This window comes from Kitasatospora sp. NPDC058063 (genome assembly GCF_042885395.1).
GTDB classification, from domain to species: Bacteria; Actinomycetota; Actinomycetes; order Streptomycetales; family Streptomycetaceae; genus Kitasatospora; species Kitasatospora lactacystinica.
Window position 1 is genome coordinate 52,417 of the sequence record NZ_JBHVSD010000023.1, and the last position, 17,871, is coordinate 70,287.

At 69.4% G+C, this 17,871-nt stretch carries 17 protein-coding genes; 14 read left to right on the forward strand and 3 right to left on the reverse strand.

What is annotated here, in order from left to right; genetic code table 11:
• Positions 1-301 precede the first annotated feature (301 nt).
• From rpsL to ACFVUY_RS32225, 6 genes are all read left to right on the forward strand, one after another.
• Positions 302-673 (forward strand): 30S ribosomal protein S12, encoded by a 372-nt coding sequence (gene rpsL, locus ACFVUY_RS32200; protein WP_014144289.1) that lies wholly within the window; start codon positions 302-304, stop codon positions 671-673.
• Positions 674-675: 2 nt separating this feature from the next.
• Positions 676-1,146, forward strand: coding sequence for a 30S ribosomal protein S7 (gene rpsG / locus ACFVUY_RS32205; protein ID WP_030055803.1), 471 nt, complete (start codon positions 676-678; stop codon positions 1,144-1,146).
• 39 nt (positions 1,147-1,185) lie between these two features.
• Positions 1,186-3,291 carry an elongation factor G gene (fusA, locus tag ACFVUY_RS32210; protein ID WP_359897523.1) on the forward strand — a complete coding sequence of 702 codons (2,106 nt, stop codon included), beginning with the start codon at positions 1,186-1,188 and terminating at the stop codon, positions 3,289-3,291.
• Between the two features lie 200 nt (positions 3,292-3,491).
• On the forward strand, positions 3,492-4,685 hold the full coding sequence (gene tuf, locus ACFVUY_RS32215) for an elongation factor Tu (protein ID WP_359897522.1): 1,194 nt from the start codon (positions 3,492-3,494) through the stop codon (positions 4,683-4,685).
• 220 nt (positions 4,686-4,905) lie between these two features.
• Positions 4,906-5,838, forward strand: a complete 933-nt coding sequence (locus tag ACFVUY_RS32220) for a glycosyltransferase family 2 protein (protein ID WP_387686279.1) — start codon at positions 4,906-4,908, stop codon at positions 5,836-5,838.
• Positions 5,835-6,284, forward strand: coding sequence for a GtrA family protein (locus ACFVUY_RS32225; RefSeq protein WP_387735817.1), 450 nt, complete (start codon positions 5,835-5,837; stop codon positions 6,282-6,284). The genes ACFVUY_RS32220 and ACFVUY_RS32225 overlap by 4 nt, the downstream gene beginning before the upstream one ends.
• Before the next feature lie 74 nt (positions 6,285-6,358).
• On the opposite strand, the gene rfbC is transcribed toward ACFVUY_RS32225, so the two are convergent.
• Positions 6,359-6,958 carry a dTDP-4-dehydrorhamnose 3,5-epimerase gene (gene rfbC, locus ACFVUY_RS32230; protein WP_359897519.1) on the reverse strand — a complete coding sequence of 200 codons (600 nt, stop codon included), beginning with the start codon at positions 6,956-6,958 and terminating at the stop codon, positions 6,359-6,361.
• The gene (gene rfbA, locus ACFVUY_RS32235) at positions 6,955-7,830 is read right to left on the reverse strand and encodes a glucose-1-phosphate thymidylyltransferase RfbA (protein WP_359897518.1); all 876 of its coding nucleotides are present in this window, start codon (positions 7,828-7,830) and stop codon (positions 6,955-6,957) included. Before rfbA ends, rfbC begins: the two co-directional genes overlap by 4 nt.
• An 81-nt stretch (positions 7,831-7,911) precedes the next feature.
• Between rfbA and rfbB the strand changes: the two genes are divergently transcribed.
• The 6 genes from rfbB to ACFVUY_RS32265 all read left to right on the forward strand — a co-directional run bounded on the left by rfbB (position 7,912) and on the right by ACFVUY_RS32265 (position 13,218).
• The gene (rfbB, locus tag ACFVUY_RS32240) at positions 7,912-8,889 is read left to right on the forward strand and encodes a dTDP-glucose 4,6-dehydratase (RefSeq protein WP_359897517.1); all 978 of its coding nucleotides are present in this window, start codon (positions 7,912-7,914) and stop codon (positions 8,887-8,889) included.
• Positions 8,886-9,821, forward strand: coding sequence for a dTDP-4-dehydrorhamnose reductase (rfbD, locus tag ACFVUY_RS32245; RefSeq protein WP_380351760.1), 936 nt, complete (start codon positions 8,886-8,888; stop codon positions 9,819-9,821). Before rfbB ends, rfbD begins: the two co-directional genes overlap by 4 nt.
• Positions 9,822-9,838: 17 nt before the next feature.
• A complete protein-coding gene (locus tag ACFVUY_RS32250; protein WP_387735821.1) occupies positions 9,839-11,155 on the forward strand; it encodes a lipopolysaccharide biosynthesis protein in 1,317 nt (438 codons plus the stop codon).
• A 68-nt stretch (positions 11,156-11,223) separates the two neighbouring features.
• Entirely contained in the window at positions 11,224-11,913 is a 690-nt protein-coding gene (locus tag ACFVUY_RS32255) for a glycosyltransferase family 2 protein (RefSeq protein ID WP_387686287.1), read from the forward strand.
• Complete coding sequence (locus tag ACFVUY_RS32260) at positions 11,910-12,308, forward strand: DUF2304 domain-containing protein (protein WP_359897514.1); 399 nt, start codon at positions 11,910-11,912, stop codon at positions 12,306-12,308. The genes ACFVUY_RS32255 and ACFVUY_RS32260 overlap by 4 nt, the downstream gene beginning before the upstream one ends.
• A gap of 4 nt (positions 12,309-12,312) precedes the next feature.
• The gene (locus tag ACFVUY_RS32265) at positions 12,313-13,218 is read left to right on the forward strand and encodes a glycosyltransferase family 2 protein (protein WP_387735822.1); all 906 of its coding nucleotides are present in this window, start codon (positions 12,313-12,315) and stop codon (positions 13,216-13,218) included.
• Positions 13,219-13,305: 87 nt separating this feature from the next.
• Here ACFVUY_RS32265 and ACFVUY_RS32270 read toward each other — a convergent pair whose 3' ends face one another.
• Complete coding sequence (locus ACFVUY_RS32270) at positions 13,306-15,066, reverse strand: hypothetical protein (RefSeq protein ID WP_387735825.1); 1,761 nt, start codon at positions 15,064-15,066, stop codon at positions 13,306-13,308.
• A 288-nt stretch (positions 15,067-15,354) separates the two neighbouring features.
• Here ACFVUY_RS32270 and ACFVUY_RS32275 point away from each other — a divergent pair, with 288 nt between their 5' ends.
• Positions 15,355-17,166, forward strand: coding sequence for a hypothetical protein (locus ACFVUY_RS32275; RefSeq protein WP_387735827.1), 1,812 nt, complete (start codon positions 15,355-15,357; stop codon positions 17,164-17,166).
• A 392-nt stretch (positions 17,167-17,558) separates the two neighbouring features.
• A complete protein-coding gene (gene rpsJ, locus ACFVUY_RS32280; protein WP_012785157.1) occupies positions 17,559-17,867 on the forward strand; it encodes a 30S ribosomal protein S10 in 309 nt (102 codons plus the stop codon).
• Positions 17,868-17,871 lie beyond the last annotated feature (4 nt).

The window sequence follows — 17,871 nt, forward strand, 5'->3', positions numbered from 1 at the left end:
AGCCCCGCGACCTGCGGCGTTGCATTTGTTTTGACCGAGCCCGATGCGCTAGGTACGCTCTGACCTTGTGCCTGGGGTGTCCCCGGGTCCTTGTGCGTGCATGCACACCGGTCGCCGCGCCGAGCCGGAGCGCTTCCCAGCGCGCCGCGCGTAGAGCGCCGTCGCTGTACAGCAGCCATGGGATTCCGTGTCGTAACAAGCCCAACACACCCGACCGCGTGGGTCGACCACGGGGCCGTGTGCGAGGGAGACATCGCAGGTTAGTTCCACCAAGCCTTGGCACACAGAAAACGGAGAAACGGTGCCTACGATCCAGCAGCTGGTCCGAAAGGGCCGGCAGGACAAGGTCGAGAAGAACAAGACTCCCGCGCTGAAGGGTTCCCCGCAGCGCCGTGGGGTCTGCACGCGTGTGTACACGACCACCCCGAAGAAGCCGAACTCGGCTCTCCGCAAGGTCGCCCGTGTGCGCCTCACCAGCGGGATCGAGGTCACCGCTTACATCCCGGGCGAGGGCCACAACCTGCAGGAGCACTCCATCGTGCTGGTGCGCGGTGGTCGTGTGAAGGACCTTCCTGGTGTCCGCTACAAGATCATCCGCGGTTCGCTCGACACCCAGGGTGTCAAGAACCGCAAGCAGGCCCGCAGCCGCTACGGCGCCAAGAAGGAGAAGTAAGAATGCCTCGTAAGGGCCCCGCCCCGAAGCGCCCGGTCATCATCGACCCGGTTTACGGCTCCCCGGTCGTCACCCAGCTGGTCAACAAGATCCTGCTGCACGGCAAGCGCTCCACCGCCGAGCGGATCGTCTACGGCGCCCTCGAGGGCGTCCGTGAGAAGACCGGCTCGGACCCGGTCGTCACGCTGAAGCGTGCGCTGGAGAACGTCAAGCCGGCCCTCGAGGTCAAGTCCCGCCGTGTCGGTGGCGCGACCTACCAGGTTCCGGTCGAGGTCCGTCCGGGCCGCGCCAGCACCCTGGCGCTGCGCTGGATGGTCGGTTACTCCCGCGCCCGTCGCGAGAAGACCATGACCGAGCGCCTGATGAACGAGATCCTCGACGCCAGCAACGGCCTGGGCGCTTCCGTGAAGCGTCGTGAGGACACCCACAAGATGGCCGAGTCCAACAAGGCCTTCGCGCACTACCGCTGGTAGTCCCTACCCCGTCACTAGACAGAGAGAGAACGAGCCACCATGGCTGCAACCTCCCTTGACCTCGCCAGGGTCCGCAACATCGGGATCATGGCGCACATCGACGCGGGCAAGACCACCACCACCGAGCGGATCCTGTTCTACACCGGTGTCTCGTACAAGATCGGTGAGGTCCACGATGGCGCTGCCACCATGGACTGGATGGAGCAGGAGCAGGAGCGCGGCATCACGATCACGTCGGCCGCGACGACCTGTCACTGGACCGTTGACGACGTCGACAACACCATCAACATCATCGACACCCCGGGCCACGTCGACTTCACCGTCGAGGTGGAGCGTTCGCTGCGCGTCCTCGACGGTGCCGTGACGGTGTTCGACGGTGTCGCCGGTGTCGAGCCCCAGTCCGAGACCGTGTGGCGGCAGGCTGACCGCTACGGCGTCCCGCGCATCTGCTTCATCAACAAGCTGGACCGCACGGGCGCGAACTTCTTCTTCTGCGTCAAGACCATCGTGGACCGCCTCGGCGCCACCCCGCTGGTCATGCAGCTGCCGATCGGTGCCGAGTCGGACTTCCAGGGCGTTGTCGACCTGGTCCGCATGAAGGCGCTGGTCTGGTCCGCCGAGGCCGCCAAGGGCGAGATGTACGACGTCGTCGACATCCCGGCCGACCTGCAGGAGCAGGCCGAGGAGTACCGCGAGGCGCTCATCGACACGGTCTCGAACGTCAGCGACGAGATCATGGAGCTCGCCCTGGAGGGCGAGGAGATCCCGGTCGAGCTGCTGCAGGACGCGATCCGCAAGGGCACCCTGAACTCGGACTTCACCCCGATCTTCTGTGGTACCGCCTTCAAGAACAAGGGCGTTCAGCCCCTGCTCGACGCGGTCGTCAAGTACCTGCCGTCGCCGCTGGACATCGAGTCCATCGAGGGCACCAAGCCCGGCGACGACACGGTCAAGATCTCCCGCAAGGCCTCGGACGACGAGCCGCTCGCCGCGCTCGCGTTCAAGATCATGTCGGACCCGCACCTCGGCAAGCTCACCTTCGTCCGGGTCTACTCGGGCCGCCTGGAGTCCGGCACCTCGGTGCTGAACGCCGTCAAGGGCAAGAAGGAGCGCATCGGCAAGATCTACCGCATGCACGCGAACAAGCGTGAGGAGATCGACTCGGTGGGCGCCGGCGACATCATCGCCGTCATGGGCCTGAAGCAGACCACCACCGGTGAGACGCTGTCCGACGAGAAGAACCCGGTCATCCTGGAGTCCATGGACTTCCCGGCCCCGGTCATCCGCGTCGCGATCGAGCCCAAGTCCAAGGGTGACCAGGAGAAGCTGGGTGTTGCCATCCAGCGTCTCGCCGAGGAGGACCCGTCCTTCCAGGTCAACACGGACGAGGAGACCGGCCAGACCATCATCGCGGGTATGGGCGAGCTGCACCTCGAGGTGCTGGTCGACCGTATGCGCCGTGAGTTCAAGGTCGAGGCCAACGTCGGCAAGCCGCAGGTCGCGTACCGCGAGACCATCCGCCAGGCGGTCGAGCGCATCGACTACACCCACAAGAAGCAGACCGGTGGTTCCGGTCAGTTCGCCAAGGTGCAGATCGCGATCGAGCCGCTCGAGCAGGCCGAGGGCTACGAGTTCGTCAACAAGGTCACCGGTGGCCGCGTTCCGCGCGAGTACATCCCGTCGGTCGACGCCGGCTGCCAGGAGGCCATGGAGTTCGGCATCCTCGCGGGCTACCCGCTGCAGGGTGTCCGCGTGAGCCTGCTCGACGGTCAGGCGCACGACGTCGACTCCTCCGAGCTCGCGTTCAAGATCGCCGGTTCGATGGCGTTCAAGGAAGGCGCGCGGAAGGCCAAGCCGGTCCTCCTCGAGCCGATGATGGCCGTCGAGGTCACCACGCCCGAGGACTACATGGGCGACGTGATCGGCGACATCAACTCTCGCCGTGGCCAGATCCGGTCCATGGACGAGCGTCACGGTGCCCGCGTCGTCACGGCGCTGGTGCCCCTCTCCGAGATGTTCGGCTACGTCGGTGACCTGCGCAGCAAGACCTCTGGTCGCGCGAGCTACTCGATGCAGTTCGACTCGTACGCCGAGGTTCCGAAGAACGTGGCGGACGACATCATCGCCAAGGCCAAGGGCGAGTGACGTCCCGATAATCGGGACGATAGCGAAGCCTTAGGCTATTCGGAGGCAACCCGGGAGGATCCGGTCGGATCCTCCCGGGAGCCTCCGGCCCCCCCACCAGCGGGACGGCACGGGATGTCCTCCGGACAACCCGCACCAAAACCGATCAAAGACCAACTGGCGTCAGCACGGCGTACAGGAACTGTCCTCAGGAGGACTCAGTGGCGAAGGCGAAGTTCGAGCGGACGAAGCCCCACGTCAACATCGGCACCATCGGTCACATCGACCACGGTAAGACCACGCTGACCGCGGCCATCACCAAGGTGCTGCACGACGCGTACCCGGAGATCAACCCCTTCACGCCGTTCGACCAGATCGACAAGGCGCCGGAGGAGCGGCAGCGCGGTATCACCATCTCCATCGCGCACGTCGAGTACCAGACCGAGGCGCGCCACTACGCCCACGTCGACTGCCCGGGTCACGCCGACTACATCAAGAACATGATCACCGGTGCTGCCCAGATGGACGGCGCCATCCTCGTGGTCGCCGCCACCGACGGCCCGATGCCGCAGACCAAGGAGCACGTCCTCCTGGCCCGCCAGGTCGGCGTTCCGTACATCGTCGTCGCCCTGAACAAGGCCGACATGGTGGACGACGAGGAGATCCTGGAGCTCGTCGAGCTCGAGGTCCGCGAGCTGCTCTCCGAGTACGAGTTCCCGGGCGACGACCTGCCGGTCGTCCGCGTCTCCGCGCTGAAGGCGCTGGAGGGCGACAAGGAGTGGGGCGAGAAGCTCCTCGGCCTGATGCACGCGGTCGACGAGGCCATCCCGACCCCGGCCCGCGCCGTGGACCAGCCGTTCCTGATGCCGATCGAGGACGTCTTCACGATCACCGGTCGTGGCACCGTCGTCACCGGTCGTATCGAGCGTGGCATCCTCAAGGTCAACGAGACTGTCGACATCATCGGCATCAAGGAGACCAAGACCACCACCACGGTCACCGGCATCGAGATGTTCCGCAAGCTGCTCGACGAGGGCCAGGCCGGTGAGAACGTCGGTCTGCTGCTCCGTGGCATCAAGCGCGAGGACGTCGAGCGCGGCCAGGTCATCATCAAGCCGGGTTCGGTTACCCCGCACACCGACTTCGAGGCCCAGTCCTACATCCTGTCGAAGGACGAGGGTGGCCGCCACACCCCGTTCTTCAACAACTACCGCCCGCAGTTCTACTTCCGTACCACGGACGTGACCGGCGTCGTGACCCTCCCCGAGGGCACCGAGATGGTCATGCCGGGCGACAACACCGCCATGACCGTCGCGCTGATCCAGCCGATCGCCATGGAGGAGGGCCTGAAGTTCGCCATCCGTGAGGGTGGCCGCACCGTCGGCGCCGGCCAGGTCACCAAGATCATCAAGTAGTCTGACGGTCTGACCTGCCTGCCTCGTACAGGCTCAGTCCGAAGGGCCCCGCGCACCGCACGGTGCGCGGGGCCCTTCGGCGTCTCATCGGCGGTTCACCGGAGCGCGCCTCCTTTCAGCGGCCGCTCATCGCAGACTGTTATGGTCGGGCGACATCCAGCCCGGCCGTCGTGGAAAGTGGGACCAACGCATGTCAACGGCACCGCTGTTGTCGGTCGTGATGCCTATCTACAACGAGCAGGAGGCGCTCCCGCTGACCGTCGAACGGCTGCGGCCGATCCTCGACGGGCTCGACGTGAGCTACGAGGTGGTCGGCGTCGACGACGGCAGCACCGATGTCACCCCGGTGCTGATGCAGAAGATCCGCCAGGACTGGCCGGAGTTCCGCATCGTCCGCTTCGCCCGCAACTCCGGGCACCAGGCCGCCCTCACCGCCGGCCTCCACCGCGCCTTCGGCGACTACGTGGTCTCCATCGACGCCGACCTCCAGGACCCGCCGGAGAAGATCCCCGAGATGCTGGCGCTCGCCCGCGAGCAGAACCTGGACATCGTCTACGGGGTGCGCGGCGACCGCGGCACCGACACCTTCTTCAAGCGGCACACCGCCGGCGGGTACTACCGGCTGATGCGCCGACTGGTCGGCAAGCGGATGCCCAGCCAGGCCGGCGACTTCCGGCTGCTGAGCCGGGCGGCCGTGGACGCGCTCAAGGCGATGCCCGAGCACCAGCCGGTCTACCGGCTGCTGGTGCCCTGGCTGGGCTTCCCCAGCGGCGAGGTGGTCTACGTGCGCGAGGAGCGGATCGCGGGGACCAGTCACTACCCGCTGTCCAAGATGGTCCGGCTCGCGTTCGACAGCGTCACCAACTTCTCCGCCGCCCCGCTGCGGCTGGCCACCTGGCTCGGGCTGTTCAGCTTCCTGGTCTGCATCCTGCTGGCGCTCTACACCACGGTCGCGTACGCCGTCGGCTCCACCGTGCCCGGCTGGTCCTCGCTGTTCATAGGGATGCTCTTCATCGGCGCCGTGCAGCTGGTCTGCGTCGGCCTGCTGGGCGAGTACGTCGGCCGGATCTACTCGGCGGTCCAGGCGCGGCCCGCGTACTTCGTCGGCTACGACTCGGCCGAGGAGCCGGACCGGTACGGTGCGGGCGCGTGAACGAGAGCCTCCCCACGGCCCGGGACGAGCGCGAGGAGCCCGCCGAGGCACCCCGGCCGGTCCGCCGGCTGCTGCCGTCCTTCCTGGTGATCGGGGTGCTGAGCACCGTCTTCTGCCTGGCGCTGTTCGTGCTGCTGCGGCTGGTGACCTCGCCGCAGGTGGCCAACCTGATCGCGCTGGCGGTCAGCACGGTGGCCAACACCGCGGCCAACCGCCGCTTCACCTTCGGCATCACCGGCTCGGACGGCGCGGTGCGCCACCAACTGCAGGGCGCGGTCGCGTTCCTGATCGGGCTGGGCCTGTCCAGCGGCGCCCTGGCGCTGCTGGACGTGGCGGTGCCGCACGCCTCCCGGACGGTCGAGGTGGCCGGGCTGGTGGTGGCGAACGGCCTCGCCACGGTGGTCCGGTTCGTGCTGGCCAAGGTGTGGGTCTTCCGGACGCCCTGAGCCGGCGCGGGGGAGACGACGACGGAGGGGGCGCGTGCCGTGGCACGCGCCCCCTCCGTGTGGGCCGGGCTGCGCTACTGCTGCTTCAGCGAGTCCGTGTACGCCTTGCAGGCCTGGTAGTCCGGCAGCAGGCCGTCGGCGAGCGCCTCCGCGAGGGAGGGCGCCACCGCGTCGCGGGCCGAGAGCTGCGGGGCGTCGGTCGGCCACTCGATGCCGAGATCCGGGTCCAGCGGGTGCACGCCGTGCTCGCCGGTCGGGTTGTACGTCGCCGAGCAGAGGTAGGTCAGCGTGGCGTCGTCGGTGAGGGCGCAGAAGCCGTGGCCGAGGCCCTCCGGGATGTAGACGGCCTTGCGCTCGGTGTCGTCCAGCCGGACGAACTCCCACTTGCCGAAGTTCGGCGAGCCGACCCGCAGGTCGACGATGACGTCCAGCACCGCGCCGCGGGTGCAGGCCACGTACTTGGCCTGGCCGGGCGGGACGTCGGCGAAGTGGATGCCGCGGACGACGTCCTTGGCGGAGAGCGACAGGTTGGCCTGGGCCAGGTTCAGCGGGTGGCCGACGACCTCGGCGAGGCGGTCGAAGCGGTACCACTCGGTGAAGTGGCCGCGGGCGTCGCCGTGCACCTGAGGGGTGATCTCGAAGGCGCCCTCGATGGAGAGCTCACGGAACTTCACTTGGCGGCCGCCTCTTCGAGCAGGCCCACCAGGTACTGGCCGTAGCCGCTCTTCAGCAGCGGCTCGGCGAGCTCGCGCAGCTGGGCGTCGTCGATCAGCCCGGCCCGCCAGACGGCCTCCTCGATGCAGCCGATCTTGAAGCCCTGGCGCTCCTCGATGACCCGGACGAACTCCGAGGCCTGGACCATCGACACGAACGTGCCGGTGTCCAGCCAGGCGGTGCCGCGGTCGAGGATCGTCACGTGCAGGTCGCCGGTGCGCAGGTAGGCGTCGTTGACGGCGGTGATCTCCAGCTCGCCGCGGGCGCTCGGCTCCAGCGTGCGGGCGATCTCGACGACCCGGTTGTCGTAGAAGTACAGGCCGGGGACGGCGTAACGGGACTTGGGCTCGGTCGGCTTCTCCTCGATGGAGATGACCTGGCCGGTCCCGTCGAACTCGACCACGCCGTACGCGGTCGGGTCGGCCACGGGGTACGCGAAGACCCGGCCGCCCTTGATGTCGGAGTGCTCGGTGAGCGCGGTGCCCAGGCCGGTGCCGTGGAAGATGTTGTCGCCGAGGATCAGGGCCACCGGCTCGTCGCCGATGAAGTCCGCGCCGAGCACGAAGGCCTGGGCGATGCCCTCGGGCTTCTCCTGGACGGCGTACTGGAGCTTCAGGCCGAACTGGGAACCGTCGCCCAGCAGTCGTTCGAACTGGTCCCGGTCGTTCGGGGTGGTGATGATCAGGATTTCGCTTATCCCGGCCATCACCAGGGTCGAGAGGGGGTAGTAGATCATCGGCTTGTCGAAGACCGGGAGGAGCTGCTTCGACACCGCACGGGTCAGGGGCCACAGCCGCGAGCCGGTGCCGCCGGCCAGGAGGATTCCACGCATGGGTGCACCCTATTCGAGATCGGTGAACGCGGGAGGGGCCGGGTCGGGAGGGCGTTCGGGCGGCGGTAGACTACGCGCATTATGCGCATCCTCGTGACCGGCGGCGCCGGATTCATCGGTTCGGAGTTCGTCCGTCAGCTCCTCGGGGCTGACGAGAATGCCCGGATCACGGTCTTTGACAAGCTCACCTACTCGGGCGTCCTGGAGAACCTCGCTCCGGTGGCCGACCACAAGGGCTACACCTTCGTCCAGGGCGACATCTGCGACGCGGACGCCGTCGACCAGGTCATGCCCGGACACGACGTGGTGGTGCACTTCGCCGCCGAGTCCCACGTGGACCGTTCGATCGCCGGCGCGGGCCCGTTCGTGCTGACCAACGTCGTCGGCACCCAGGTGCTGCTCGACGCGGCCCGCAAGCACGGCGTCGGCCGCTTCGTCCACATCTCCACCGACGAGGTGTACGGCTCGATCAACGAGGGCTCCTGGACCGAGACCTGGCCGCTCGAGCCGAACTCCCCGTACTCGGCCTCCAAGGCCTCCTCCGACCTGCTGGCGCTGGCCTACCACCGCACCCACGGCATGGACGTCGTGGTGACCCGCTGCTCCAACAACTACGGGCACTACCAGTTCCCGGAGAAGGTCATCCCGCTGTTCACCACCAACCTGATCGACGGCAAGAAGGTGCCGCTGTACGGCGACGGTGGCAACGTCCGCGACTGGCTGCACGTCTCGGACCACTGCCGGGGCATCGAGCTGGTCATGCGCGGTGGCCGCGCGGGCGAGGTCTACAACATCGGCGGCGGCACCGAGGCGACCAACAAGGAGCTGACCGGCCTGCTGCTGGAGGCCGCCGGCGCCGGCTGGGACATGGTCGAGCACGTCGCGGACCGCAAGGGCCACGACCTCCGCTACTCGATCGACATCAGCAAGATCCGCGAGGAGCTCGGCTACGAGCCGCAGGTCCGCTTCGAGGACGGCCTCGCCGCGACCATCGCCTGGTACCGCGAGAACCGCGCCTGGTGGGAGCCGCTGAAGCAGAAGGCGGCCCTGGCCAAGTGACCGCGAACGCCGCCGCGCCCGTGCGCTGGCTGGTCACCGGCGCGGCCGGGATGCTCGGGCAGGACCTGCTGTCGGTGCTGGGCGCCGACGGGACCGCCGAGATCACCGCGCTGCGCCGGGCGGACCTCGACATCACCGACGCGGCGGCCGTCCTGGCCGCCGTCGAGGGCCACGACATCGTGGTCAACTGCGCCGCGTGGACGAACGTCGACGGTGCGGAGACCGAGGAGGCAGCTGCCACCGCCGTCAACGGCACCGGCGTGCGCCACCTGGCCGCGGCCTGCGCCAGCACCGGCGCGCGGCTGCTGCACGTCTCCACCGACTACGTCCTGCCGGGCGACGCCACCGAGCCCTGCCCGGAGGATGCCCCGACCGCTCCGGTGAACGCGTACGGCCGCAGCAAGCTGGTGGGGGAGCAGGCGGTCGCCGAACTCCTCCCCGAGCACGGCTACATCGTGCGCACCGCCTGGCTGTACGGCGAGCACGGCCCGAACTTCGTGGCCACCATGCTCAAGCTCGCCGCCCAGCGGGACACCCTGGACGTGGTGGACGACCAGCACGGCCAGCCGACCTGGTCGTACGCGCTGGCCGGCCGCCTGGTCGAGCTCGGCCGGGCCGCGCTCGCCGGGCAGGCCCCGGCCGGGGTCTACCACGGCACCGCGAGCGGCCGCACCACCTGGTGCGGACTGGCCGGCGAGACCTACGCGCTGAGCGGGCTGGACCGGGAGCGGATCCGCCCGACCACGTCGGAGGCCTTCGTCCGCCCGGCCGCCCGCCCCGCCTTCAGCGTGCTGGCCCACGACCGCTGGGCCGCCGCCGGACTGGCGCCGCTGCCCGAGTGGCGGGCCATGCTGGCCGAGGCGCTGTCCCGGCCCGTCTTCGCCGAACTGGCCGCAACGGCCCGGACCACCGAGAGCGACAGACCTCAGTGAAGAACGCGCTGACGAAGGTGGCTGCCGCGCTACCGCCGGGAACCCTGGCGGTGGCCGGCGGCACCGTCGTCCTGGGTGCCGCCAACTACATCCACCTCGGGGTGGCGGGCCACAGCCTGTCCGTCGACGACATGGCGAACGTCTCGCTGCTGTGGACGATCGTGATGTCCGTCGGCATCGGCGTCTTCTTCCCGATCGAGCAGGAGCTCACCCGGATCGTCGCGGCGCGCGCGGCGCTCGGCCACGGTGCCGCGCCGGTCCTGCGCCGGGCGGCCCTGCTCACCGGCGGGATCCTCGGGGCGACCCTGATCGTCCTCGGCGCCGCCTCCGGCCCGATCGCCCGGTCGATGTTCCACGGCGACCGCTCGCTGGTGCTGGCGCTCGGCGGGGCCTTCACCGGCATGGCCGTCTGCTACCTCACCCGTGGCGTGCTGGCCGGCCTCGGCCGCTTCGGCGCGTACGGCACCCAGCTCGGCCTGGACGGCGGCCTGCGGATCGGCCTGGCCTTCGCCTGCGGCGTGGCCGGGGTGCACTCGGCGCTCGCGTTCAGCCTGATCCTGGCCGTCGCGCCGATCCTCGCCACGATCGCCACGCTGCCGCCGCTGCTGCGCGCGGTGAAGCCCGGCGAGCAGGTCGGCTGGTCCGAACTCTGCTCCGGGCTGGGCCTGCTGATCTGCTCGACGCTGCTCTCGCAGGTCGTGGTGAACGCGGCCGTGGTGAGCACCAAGCTGCTCGCGCCCTCGGACTCCGCGCTGATCGCCGCCCTGCTCAACGCGCTGGTGCTGGCCCGGGTGCCGCTGTTCGTCTTCGGTTCGCTCCAGGCCTCGCTGCTGAACGGCCTCTCCGCCGCGATCGCGGTCGGGGACCGGGCGGCCTTCACCGGGATGCTCAAGAAGATCGGCGTCGTGGTGGGCGCGCTGGGCGTGCTCGGCGGGATCCCGGCGGTCGCCCTCGGCCCGTGGCTGATCCAGGTGCTGTTCGGCGCCAAGCCGGTGCTCGGCTGCCTCGACTTCTTCTGGTTGTCCGCCGGAACCGTGGCGTACATGTTCGCGATGGTGCTGGGCCAGGCGCTGATGGTATTCAAGCGGCACAACCTTCAGCTGCTCTGCTGGGCGCTCGGCACCGCGGTCCTCGCCGGGGTGACCTTCCTGCCGGGCGAGGTGTCCACCCGCGTGATCCTTGCGTACACGGCGGGTTCCGTGGCCACCGTCCTCGGTATGCTGGCGGTGCTGAGGCAGAGTTTCGCCCGTTCGGCGACGAATTCCGCCGGCCTCGTCCAGCAGCCGGGGGACCAGAACGCCGCGGTGCTGAGCAGCCGGACGGCCGGTGAATGACCGTGTCCGCCCCTCATCTTCAGATCGCCGCGCAGCAGCGCGGGCCAGACCCCATTCATGGAGCCTCCGTGTCCCAGTACGACGATGTTTGGCTGGTGATCCCGGCCTACAACGAGGGCCAGGTGATCGCCGACGTTGTGGAGGGGGCGCGAAAGACGTTCCCGAACATCGTGGTGGTCGATGACGGCAGCGGCGACGACTCGGCCAAGCACATCATGGCGACGGGCGCGCACCTGGTGCGCCACCCGGTCAACCTCGGTCAGGGCGCCGCCCTCCAGACCGGCCTGGCCTACGCCCTGGCCCAGCCGGGCGCCAAGTACTTCGCCACCTTCGACGCGGACGGTCAGCACCAGACCGCCGACGTCGAGAAGATGGTCGCCCTGCTGCGGGAGGGCGACACGGACGTGGTCCTCGGCTCGCGCTTCATCGAGCAGAACGGGCAGGTGCCGTGGATCAAGCGGGTCGTCCTGCGCACCGCGGCGACCGTCAGCCCGACCGCCCGCAAGCTCAAGCTGACCGACTCCCACAACGGCCTGCGGGTGCTGAACCGCGAGGCCGCCGGCCGGCTGCGGATCACCATGAACGGCATGGCACACGCGTCGGAGATCGTCAGCTTCCTCGCCGGCTCGGACCTCCGGGTCGCCGAGCTCCCGGTGGACATCCTGTACACCGACTACTCACGCGCCAAGGGTCAGTCCCTGATCAACGGCGTCAACATCATCTTCGACATCTCGCTGCGGGAGCGTAGCCGCCGATGAAATTCTTCTGGATCCAGCTGGTTCTCATTCTCGGCTCGGTCACTCTCGCCTACATGTTCATCCGGCGTTGGGACCGTGCCAACACCCGCGCCTGGAAGCGCATCGCGTTCTCGGTCTTCGTGGTCGTGAACATCTACGCGGTGCTGCGTCCCACCGACGTGACCTGGCTGGCCCACCAGCTCGGCGTCGGCCGCGGCACCGACCTGGTGCTGTACGGGATGGTGCTGGCGATGGGCTTCCTGACCCTGAACACCTTCCTGCGCTTCCGCTCGCTGGAGAAGAAGCTCACCGATCTGGCGCGCACCGTGGCGATCAACGAGGGCGCCCGCCTGAACGAGGAGCGCTTCGACCTGGACCTGCCGGTCTCGGCGCCGGTCGACCGCAGCAAGGCCTGATCCCGTGGCGACCTTCGAGTTCATGCTGCCGTACTACGGCGACGTGGCGCTGATGCAGGCCGCCGTGCGGAGCATCCTCGCGCAGACCGACCCGGACTTCCGGCTGACGGTCATAGACGACGGCAAGGAGCCGGACGTCCCGGGCTGGTTCGCCACGCTCGGCGACGACCGGGTGGGCTACCTGCGCAACGAGCAGAACCTCGGCATCACCAAGAACTTCCAGAAGTGCGTGGAGCTGTCCAAGGCCGACCACGTGGTCATCATGGGCTGCGACGACCTGATGCACCCGCACTACCTGGAGACCGTCCGGTCGATCGTCAAGGCCAACCCGGACCTGGGCATGGTGCAGCCGGGCGTCGAGGTCATCGACGGCAACGGCGAGGTCAGCCGTTCCGGCCTGGCGGACAACGTCAAGGAGAAGATCTACGCGCCGACCGTCAAGGGCCGGCGGCTGATGGGCGGCGAGGAGCTGGCCGCGAGCGTGCTGCGCGGCAACTGGCTCTACTTCCCGTCGATCTGCTGGCGGGGCGAGGCGCTGCGCGCGGTCAACTTCCGTGACGAGTACTCGGTGATCCAGGACCTGGCCCTGGTCGTCGACCTGCTGGAGCGCGGCGAGCAGATGATGGTGGACAACACCACCGTCGTCTTCCAGTACCGCCGGCACGCCGTCAGCGAGTCCTCGGTGCAGGCCTTCTCCGGCACCCGGTTCACCGAGGCGGAGCGGTACTTCAACGCGGTGGCCGAGCGGATGGACGCCCGCGGCTGGCCGAAGGCCGCCCGGGCGGCCCGGTTCCGCAGCGCCTCCCGGCTGCACGCGCTGACCATGCTGCCGGGCGCGCTGAAGCGCGGCCAGCGGGGCGGCGCCAAGGTCCTGGTCCGCCACGCGCTGACCGGCGGAGAGCGGCACTGACCGTTCGTAGGTCCTGATACGGCACTGGGCCGGTAGTCCGAACTCGGACTACCGGCCCAGTGCCGTTCGCGGGCGCCTCGCCACGGGTTACCAGGGCGCGCCCTGGGGGCCGAGCGGGTCGGGCTGCCGCGGCGGGTACGGGTTGACCTTCGGGCACGCGAGCTTGCCGGTATCGGGCACCGGCTCCAGCAGGTTGCTGATGTCCGTCGGCTGGTCGCACTGGCCGTTGGGCGCGTAGCGCGAGCAGTGCCCCTTGGTGTCGGCGGTGCTCTGCGCGATCCACGCCAGCGCCCCCGGGCCCCAGTGCGGGTCGGGCATGTACTTGCTGGCGGTGGCGGAGCCGGCCATGCCGAAGAGCAGGCCCAGCGAGCAGATGGCGCCGATGGCCACACCGCGCGGGTTGAGGCGCAGCGGGAGCCGGCGTCCGGTCTCCGCGGCGGTCTCGGCGGCGGGGGCCGCCGGGGCGCCCTGGCGGCGGCGGACGATCAGGTAGCACGCCAGCCCGACGAGGACCAGCAGGCAGTAGAGCAGCTGCGCGCTGGTGCGCGGGTAGAGCATGACGGCCTGGTCGCGCTCCATGTGGGAGGCGTACCAGTAGCGCATCAGCAGGGCGCTCGCCGTGCACGCGGCGGCGGTCAGCACGGTGGCCCGGCCGATCCCGAGGGCCAGCGCCACGCCCAGGCCGACCAGCAGGAGGATCGTGAAGAGGCCGACCCCGCCGATCTCGCCGGGGACCGGCCAGGTGCTCTGGCCGTCGGTGCCGGGGAGGTCGTCGCGCCACATCGCGAAGTAGGTGGGCTCGGTGTAGGTGTCGAAGTAGCAGTAGCGGTCGACGGTGCTTCCGGCGGACCCGAGCAGCCGGACCAGGTAGAAGCCGGCGACGACCAGGAAGACCCCGGCGGCGCCGCCGATCGCGCACAGGGCGTTGAGCAGGCCGGGGGTACCGCCGGTGCGGCGGGCGCGCAGCAGCAGCACCAGGGTGAGCACCACCACTCCGGCCGCGGACCACACGAACCAGCCGGAGTAGAGGAGGAACAGCAGCCCGATCCCGAGGCCGAGCACGGCGCCGCGGACGGCGGCGGTGCGGCGCGGGAGGTCCGGGGCGCGCTGGAGGAGCTGCATCAGCTTCGCCACCACCGGGAGGAAGGCGACGAGCACGAAGGTGGTGTACGGCTTGTACGGCTGCGCCATCGGCAGGGCGGCGGTGACGCCGATCCCGAGCGCCCAGAGCGGGGGCAGCAGCAGGCGCCAGGACAGGTAGGCGAGCGGGCCCAGCAGCGCGGTGAACGCCAGGTCGGCGAGCTTGAGCGCGTAGCCCACCTGGCCGTGGGTGAGGTGCTCGGCGATGAAGGCGACGATGTGCGGGAACAGCGGCGGGTAGGCGCCGTCGAGGGACTTGCCGTCCATCAGGGCGCCGACCCAGGCCTGGAGGCTGCCGGAGTCGCCGTGCTGGGCGTACAGCGGCCAGTTGGTGTCGCGCAGTGCGAGCGAGATGCCGGCGGCCAGGACGCCGGAGGACAGGCCCGCGATCGCGGCGGCGGCGAACCGCACCGGGAGGTCCGCCCAGCGGCGCATCGCCGGCACCAGGACCAGGACGACGAGGCCGACGAGCAGCAGGAGCCGGAGCTGGAGCGCGGCGAGGCCGCTGACCTGGCCGATCCTCGACATGGGGTTCAGGTGGACGGTCCATGCCAGACCGGTCATGAAGAGCGCCGCCGTGGCCGCGGTCAGGATCTCCGCGGCCCAGAGGACGGCGGGGAGGCGAAGAGCGGCTGCCCGTCTCCTCTGGCTGGGCGGTATGCCCTGATGCCTGCCCGAGGCGGGGGCGGGCTGGACGCTCGTCGTCACTGTTCGGTCCTTCTGCTTCCCGCAGCACGTGGACGCGGGGGCGGTGTGTGGTTTCGGTGGCCGGACACCGCGATTCTGCCAGCACCTCGATCGGGGGATCGTCGCGGGCTGAACCACCGTTCCCGGGCGGGTCGTTGTCGTCCAGGGGCGAGGAGTGCGTTGGCTCCGGCCGATCACCGCGTGGCACACTGCCGATGCGCTTCGACGCGTGGTGGCAGGACCCGTGGCACGCCGTCCGGAACCGGCCATGACGAGGTCGTCAACTCATACAAGTAGGGAAGTGTCTCGGTGCAGCCGCTGATCGACTCTGCCCACACGTCCGACGGGCCGCGCCGGGGTGAGGGCGGCGACGGGAGCGCGTCCGGCACCCCGGCCCCGGTCGTGCCGGTCCGGCTGCGGGCGCTCGTCGCCCACCGCTGGTTCTGGCCGGCGGCCCTGCTGCTCGGGTACGGCGCGCAGGTGGCGTTCCGCCTGGTGCTGTCGATCCACAACTACTTCCCGTCGGTGCACGCCGACGAGGACTCGTACCTGGTGATAGCGCGGGTGCTGGCCGGCCGGCCGACCACCGAGATGCCGGTCGGCGTGGTGATCCCGGGCGGTTACCCGCTGCTGATCTCGCCGGCGCTGCGGATCGCCGACAACCCGGCCACCGCGTACCACCTGGTGATGGGCATCAACGCGGTGCTCAACGCGCTGGTGTTCCCGCTGGCCGTGGTGGCGGCGCGCCGGCTGGGCCTGTCCCGGCCGCAGGCGTACCTGGTGGGCACCGCCGTGGCGCTGGTGCCGCCGGTGGTCTTCTACTCCCAGTTCGTCATGTCGGACACCGTGCTGCCGGTGCTCCTGCTGGCCTGGGTGCTCGCGATGCACGGCTGGCTCTCGCCCGGCACGGCGCGCCGCCGCGCGCTGTACGCGGCGGGGATGGGCCTGGCGGCCGGCTACACGATGGCCACCCACGACCGGGGCGGCGTGGTCGTGGCGCTGACGGCGCTGGTGCTGGTCGTGGTGCTGGTCCTCGGCTGGGCGCCGCGGCTCGCCTCGCTGGCCGGTGTCGGCGCGCTCGGGGTGTCGTACCTGGGCGCGAAGCTGCTGGCCGGCTTCGTCGAGAGCCAGTTCAAGGACGTGCCGCCGAGCGACGTCGGCAACAAGGTCTTCGAGAACCTCGAGGACAGCAAGTACATCGGCACGATCGTCGCCCGCACGTTCGGGCAGCTGTGGTACTTCATGACCTCCACGTACGGCTTCGGGGCGATCGCCCTCGTGCTGTGCGTGGTGGTGGTGTTCCGGCGCCGGTACTCGGTGGCCGAGCGGGTGGTGGCCTTCACCCTGGTGGCGATGCTGTTCGGCACCGCGCTGGCCTCGGCGGCCGGCCTGGCGGACAACGACCGGACCGACAACTGGGTGTACGCCCGGTACTGCGCGGTGCTGGTGCCGCTGTTCCTGGTGGTCGGCCTGACCGCGCTGTTCCGGGCCGGGGTCCGTGCGCTGCTGTGGATGGCGCTGGTCGGCACGGTGGTGATCGGTGTCATCCAGGTGTCGGTCGGCGCGTACGCGGGTGCCGCGCTGAAGCTCTGGATCAGCCCGTGGACGGTGCCGGACGCGATGTTCCTGGCCTCGACCTGGGACGGCCTGCACATGATCCGGACGAGCTTCGGCGCGCTGGCGGTGCTGGCCGCCTGCCTGCTGCTGCGGGTGGCCGGCGGGCGCCGGGTGGTCGCCGCGGTGGTGGCCTGCCTGACGCTGTTCGCGGCCTACGCGACGATCGCCATTACCGACAACGTCTCCGAGCCGCACGCCAAGTTCCGCAAGTACCAGGCGGTCGGCGTGGCCAAGGAGGCGGGCCTGCGCAAGGGCGACAACGTGGTCCTGGACTGGGACCTCGACTGGGACACCCGGATGGCGATGGCCTACGAGGTCTACTGGGGACGGGTCTGGACGGACGACGTCAAGGGCGGCAACACCCCGCCGGAGAAGGCCACCGCGTTCCTGGCGGCCACCGGCAAGGACGCCCCGCCGGAGACCAGCTGGCCGAATCCGAAGCCCGGCTGGCACGTCGCGAAGTACAACAAGGACCGCGGCTGGGTGCTCTGGCGCAAGGACTGACCAGGGCGTTCACCCCATCGGGGCCGGTGAGGAGCGCCTCACCGGCCCCGATTGGCATCCGGGCTGCTCCATGTGGCAGTATGTCCAAGTTGCTCGGTTGAGTGCCGATGCTGCGCGCCTCCCGCCGGGAGGACTGGAAGCGAGTCCCATGTACTCGTCGTTCCCGTGATGGCCGTCAAGCGTGAGTTCTACGCCACGGCAGCTGCGGGGCGAAAGTACGGGAATCTTCCGGGAAGCGTGAGCGGGGCCTCGACCCGGCGCCCCCAACCCCGAAAGTTTGAAACCGACGAAGTAATTCGTTGGTTTTTTGCAAGCGCGAGTGCGACACGCCCGAGCGCGGGGGTCGGAGGGTTGTCGTGCAGTGACTAAGGACAAAGGACTACTGAGTAGCCATGGCGGGACAGAAGATCCGCATCCGGCTCAAGGCCTACGACCACGAGGTCATCGACTCTTCGGCGAAGAAGATCGTCGAGACGGTGATCCGTACTGGTGCGCAGGTCGCGGGCCCGGTGCCGCTGCCCACTGAGAAGAACGTGTACTGCGTCATCCGCTCGCCGCACAAGTACAAGGACTCGCGCGAGCACTTCGAGATGCGTACTCACAAGCGTCTGATCGACATCCTCGACCCCACGCCGAAGACGGTTGACTCGCTCATGCGTCTCGACCTGCCGGCCGGCGTCGACATCGAGATCAAGCTCTGAGAGG

Excerpts from the sequence above, each read along its gene's own strand:
- fusA (WP_359897523.1), top strand. The coding sequence starts at position 1,186 with ATGGCTGCAACCTCCCTTGACCTCGCCAGGGTCCGCAACATCGGGATC.
- rpsG (WP_030055803.1), top strand. The coding sequence starts at position 676 with ATGCCTCGTAAGGGCCCCGCCCCGAAGCGCCCGGTCATCATCGACCCG.
- ACFVUY_RS32220 (WP_387686279.1), top strand. The coding sequence starts at position 4,906 with ATGCCTATCTACAACGAGCAGGAGGCGCTCCCGCTGACCGTCGAACGG.
- ACFVUY_RS32260 (WP_359897514.1), top strand. The coding sequence starts at position 11,910 with ATGAAATTCTTCTGGATCCAGCTGGTTCTCATTCTCGGCTCGGTCACT.
- rpsJ (WP_012785157.1), top strand. The coding sequence starts at position 17,559 with ATGGCGGGACAGAAGATCCGCATCCGGCTCAAGGCCTACGACCACGAG.
- rfbA (WP_359897518.1), bottom strand. The coding sequence starts at position 7,830 with ATGCGTGGAATCCTCCTGGCCGGCGGCACCGGCTCGCGGCTGTGGCCC.
- rfbB (WP_359897517.1), top strand. The coding sequence starts at position 7,912 with ATGCGCATCCTCGTGACCGGCGGCGCCGGATTCATCGGTTCGGAGTTC.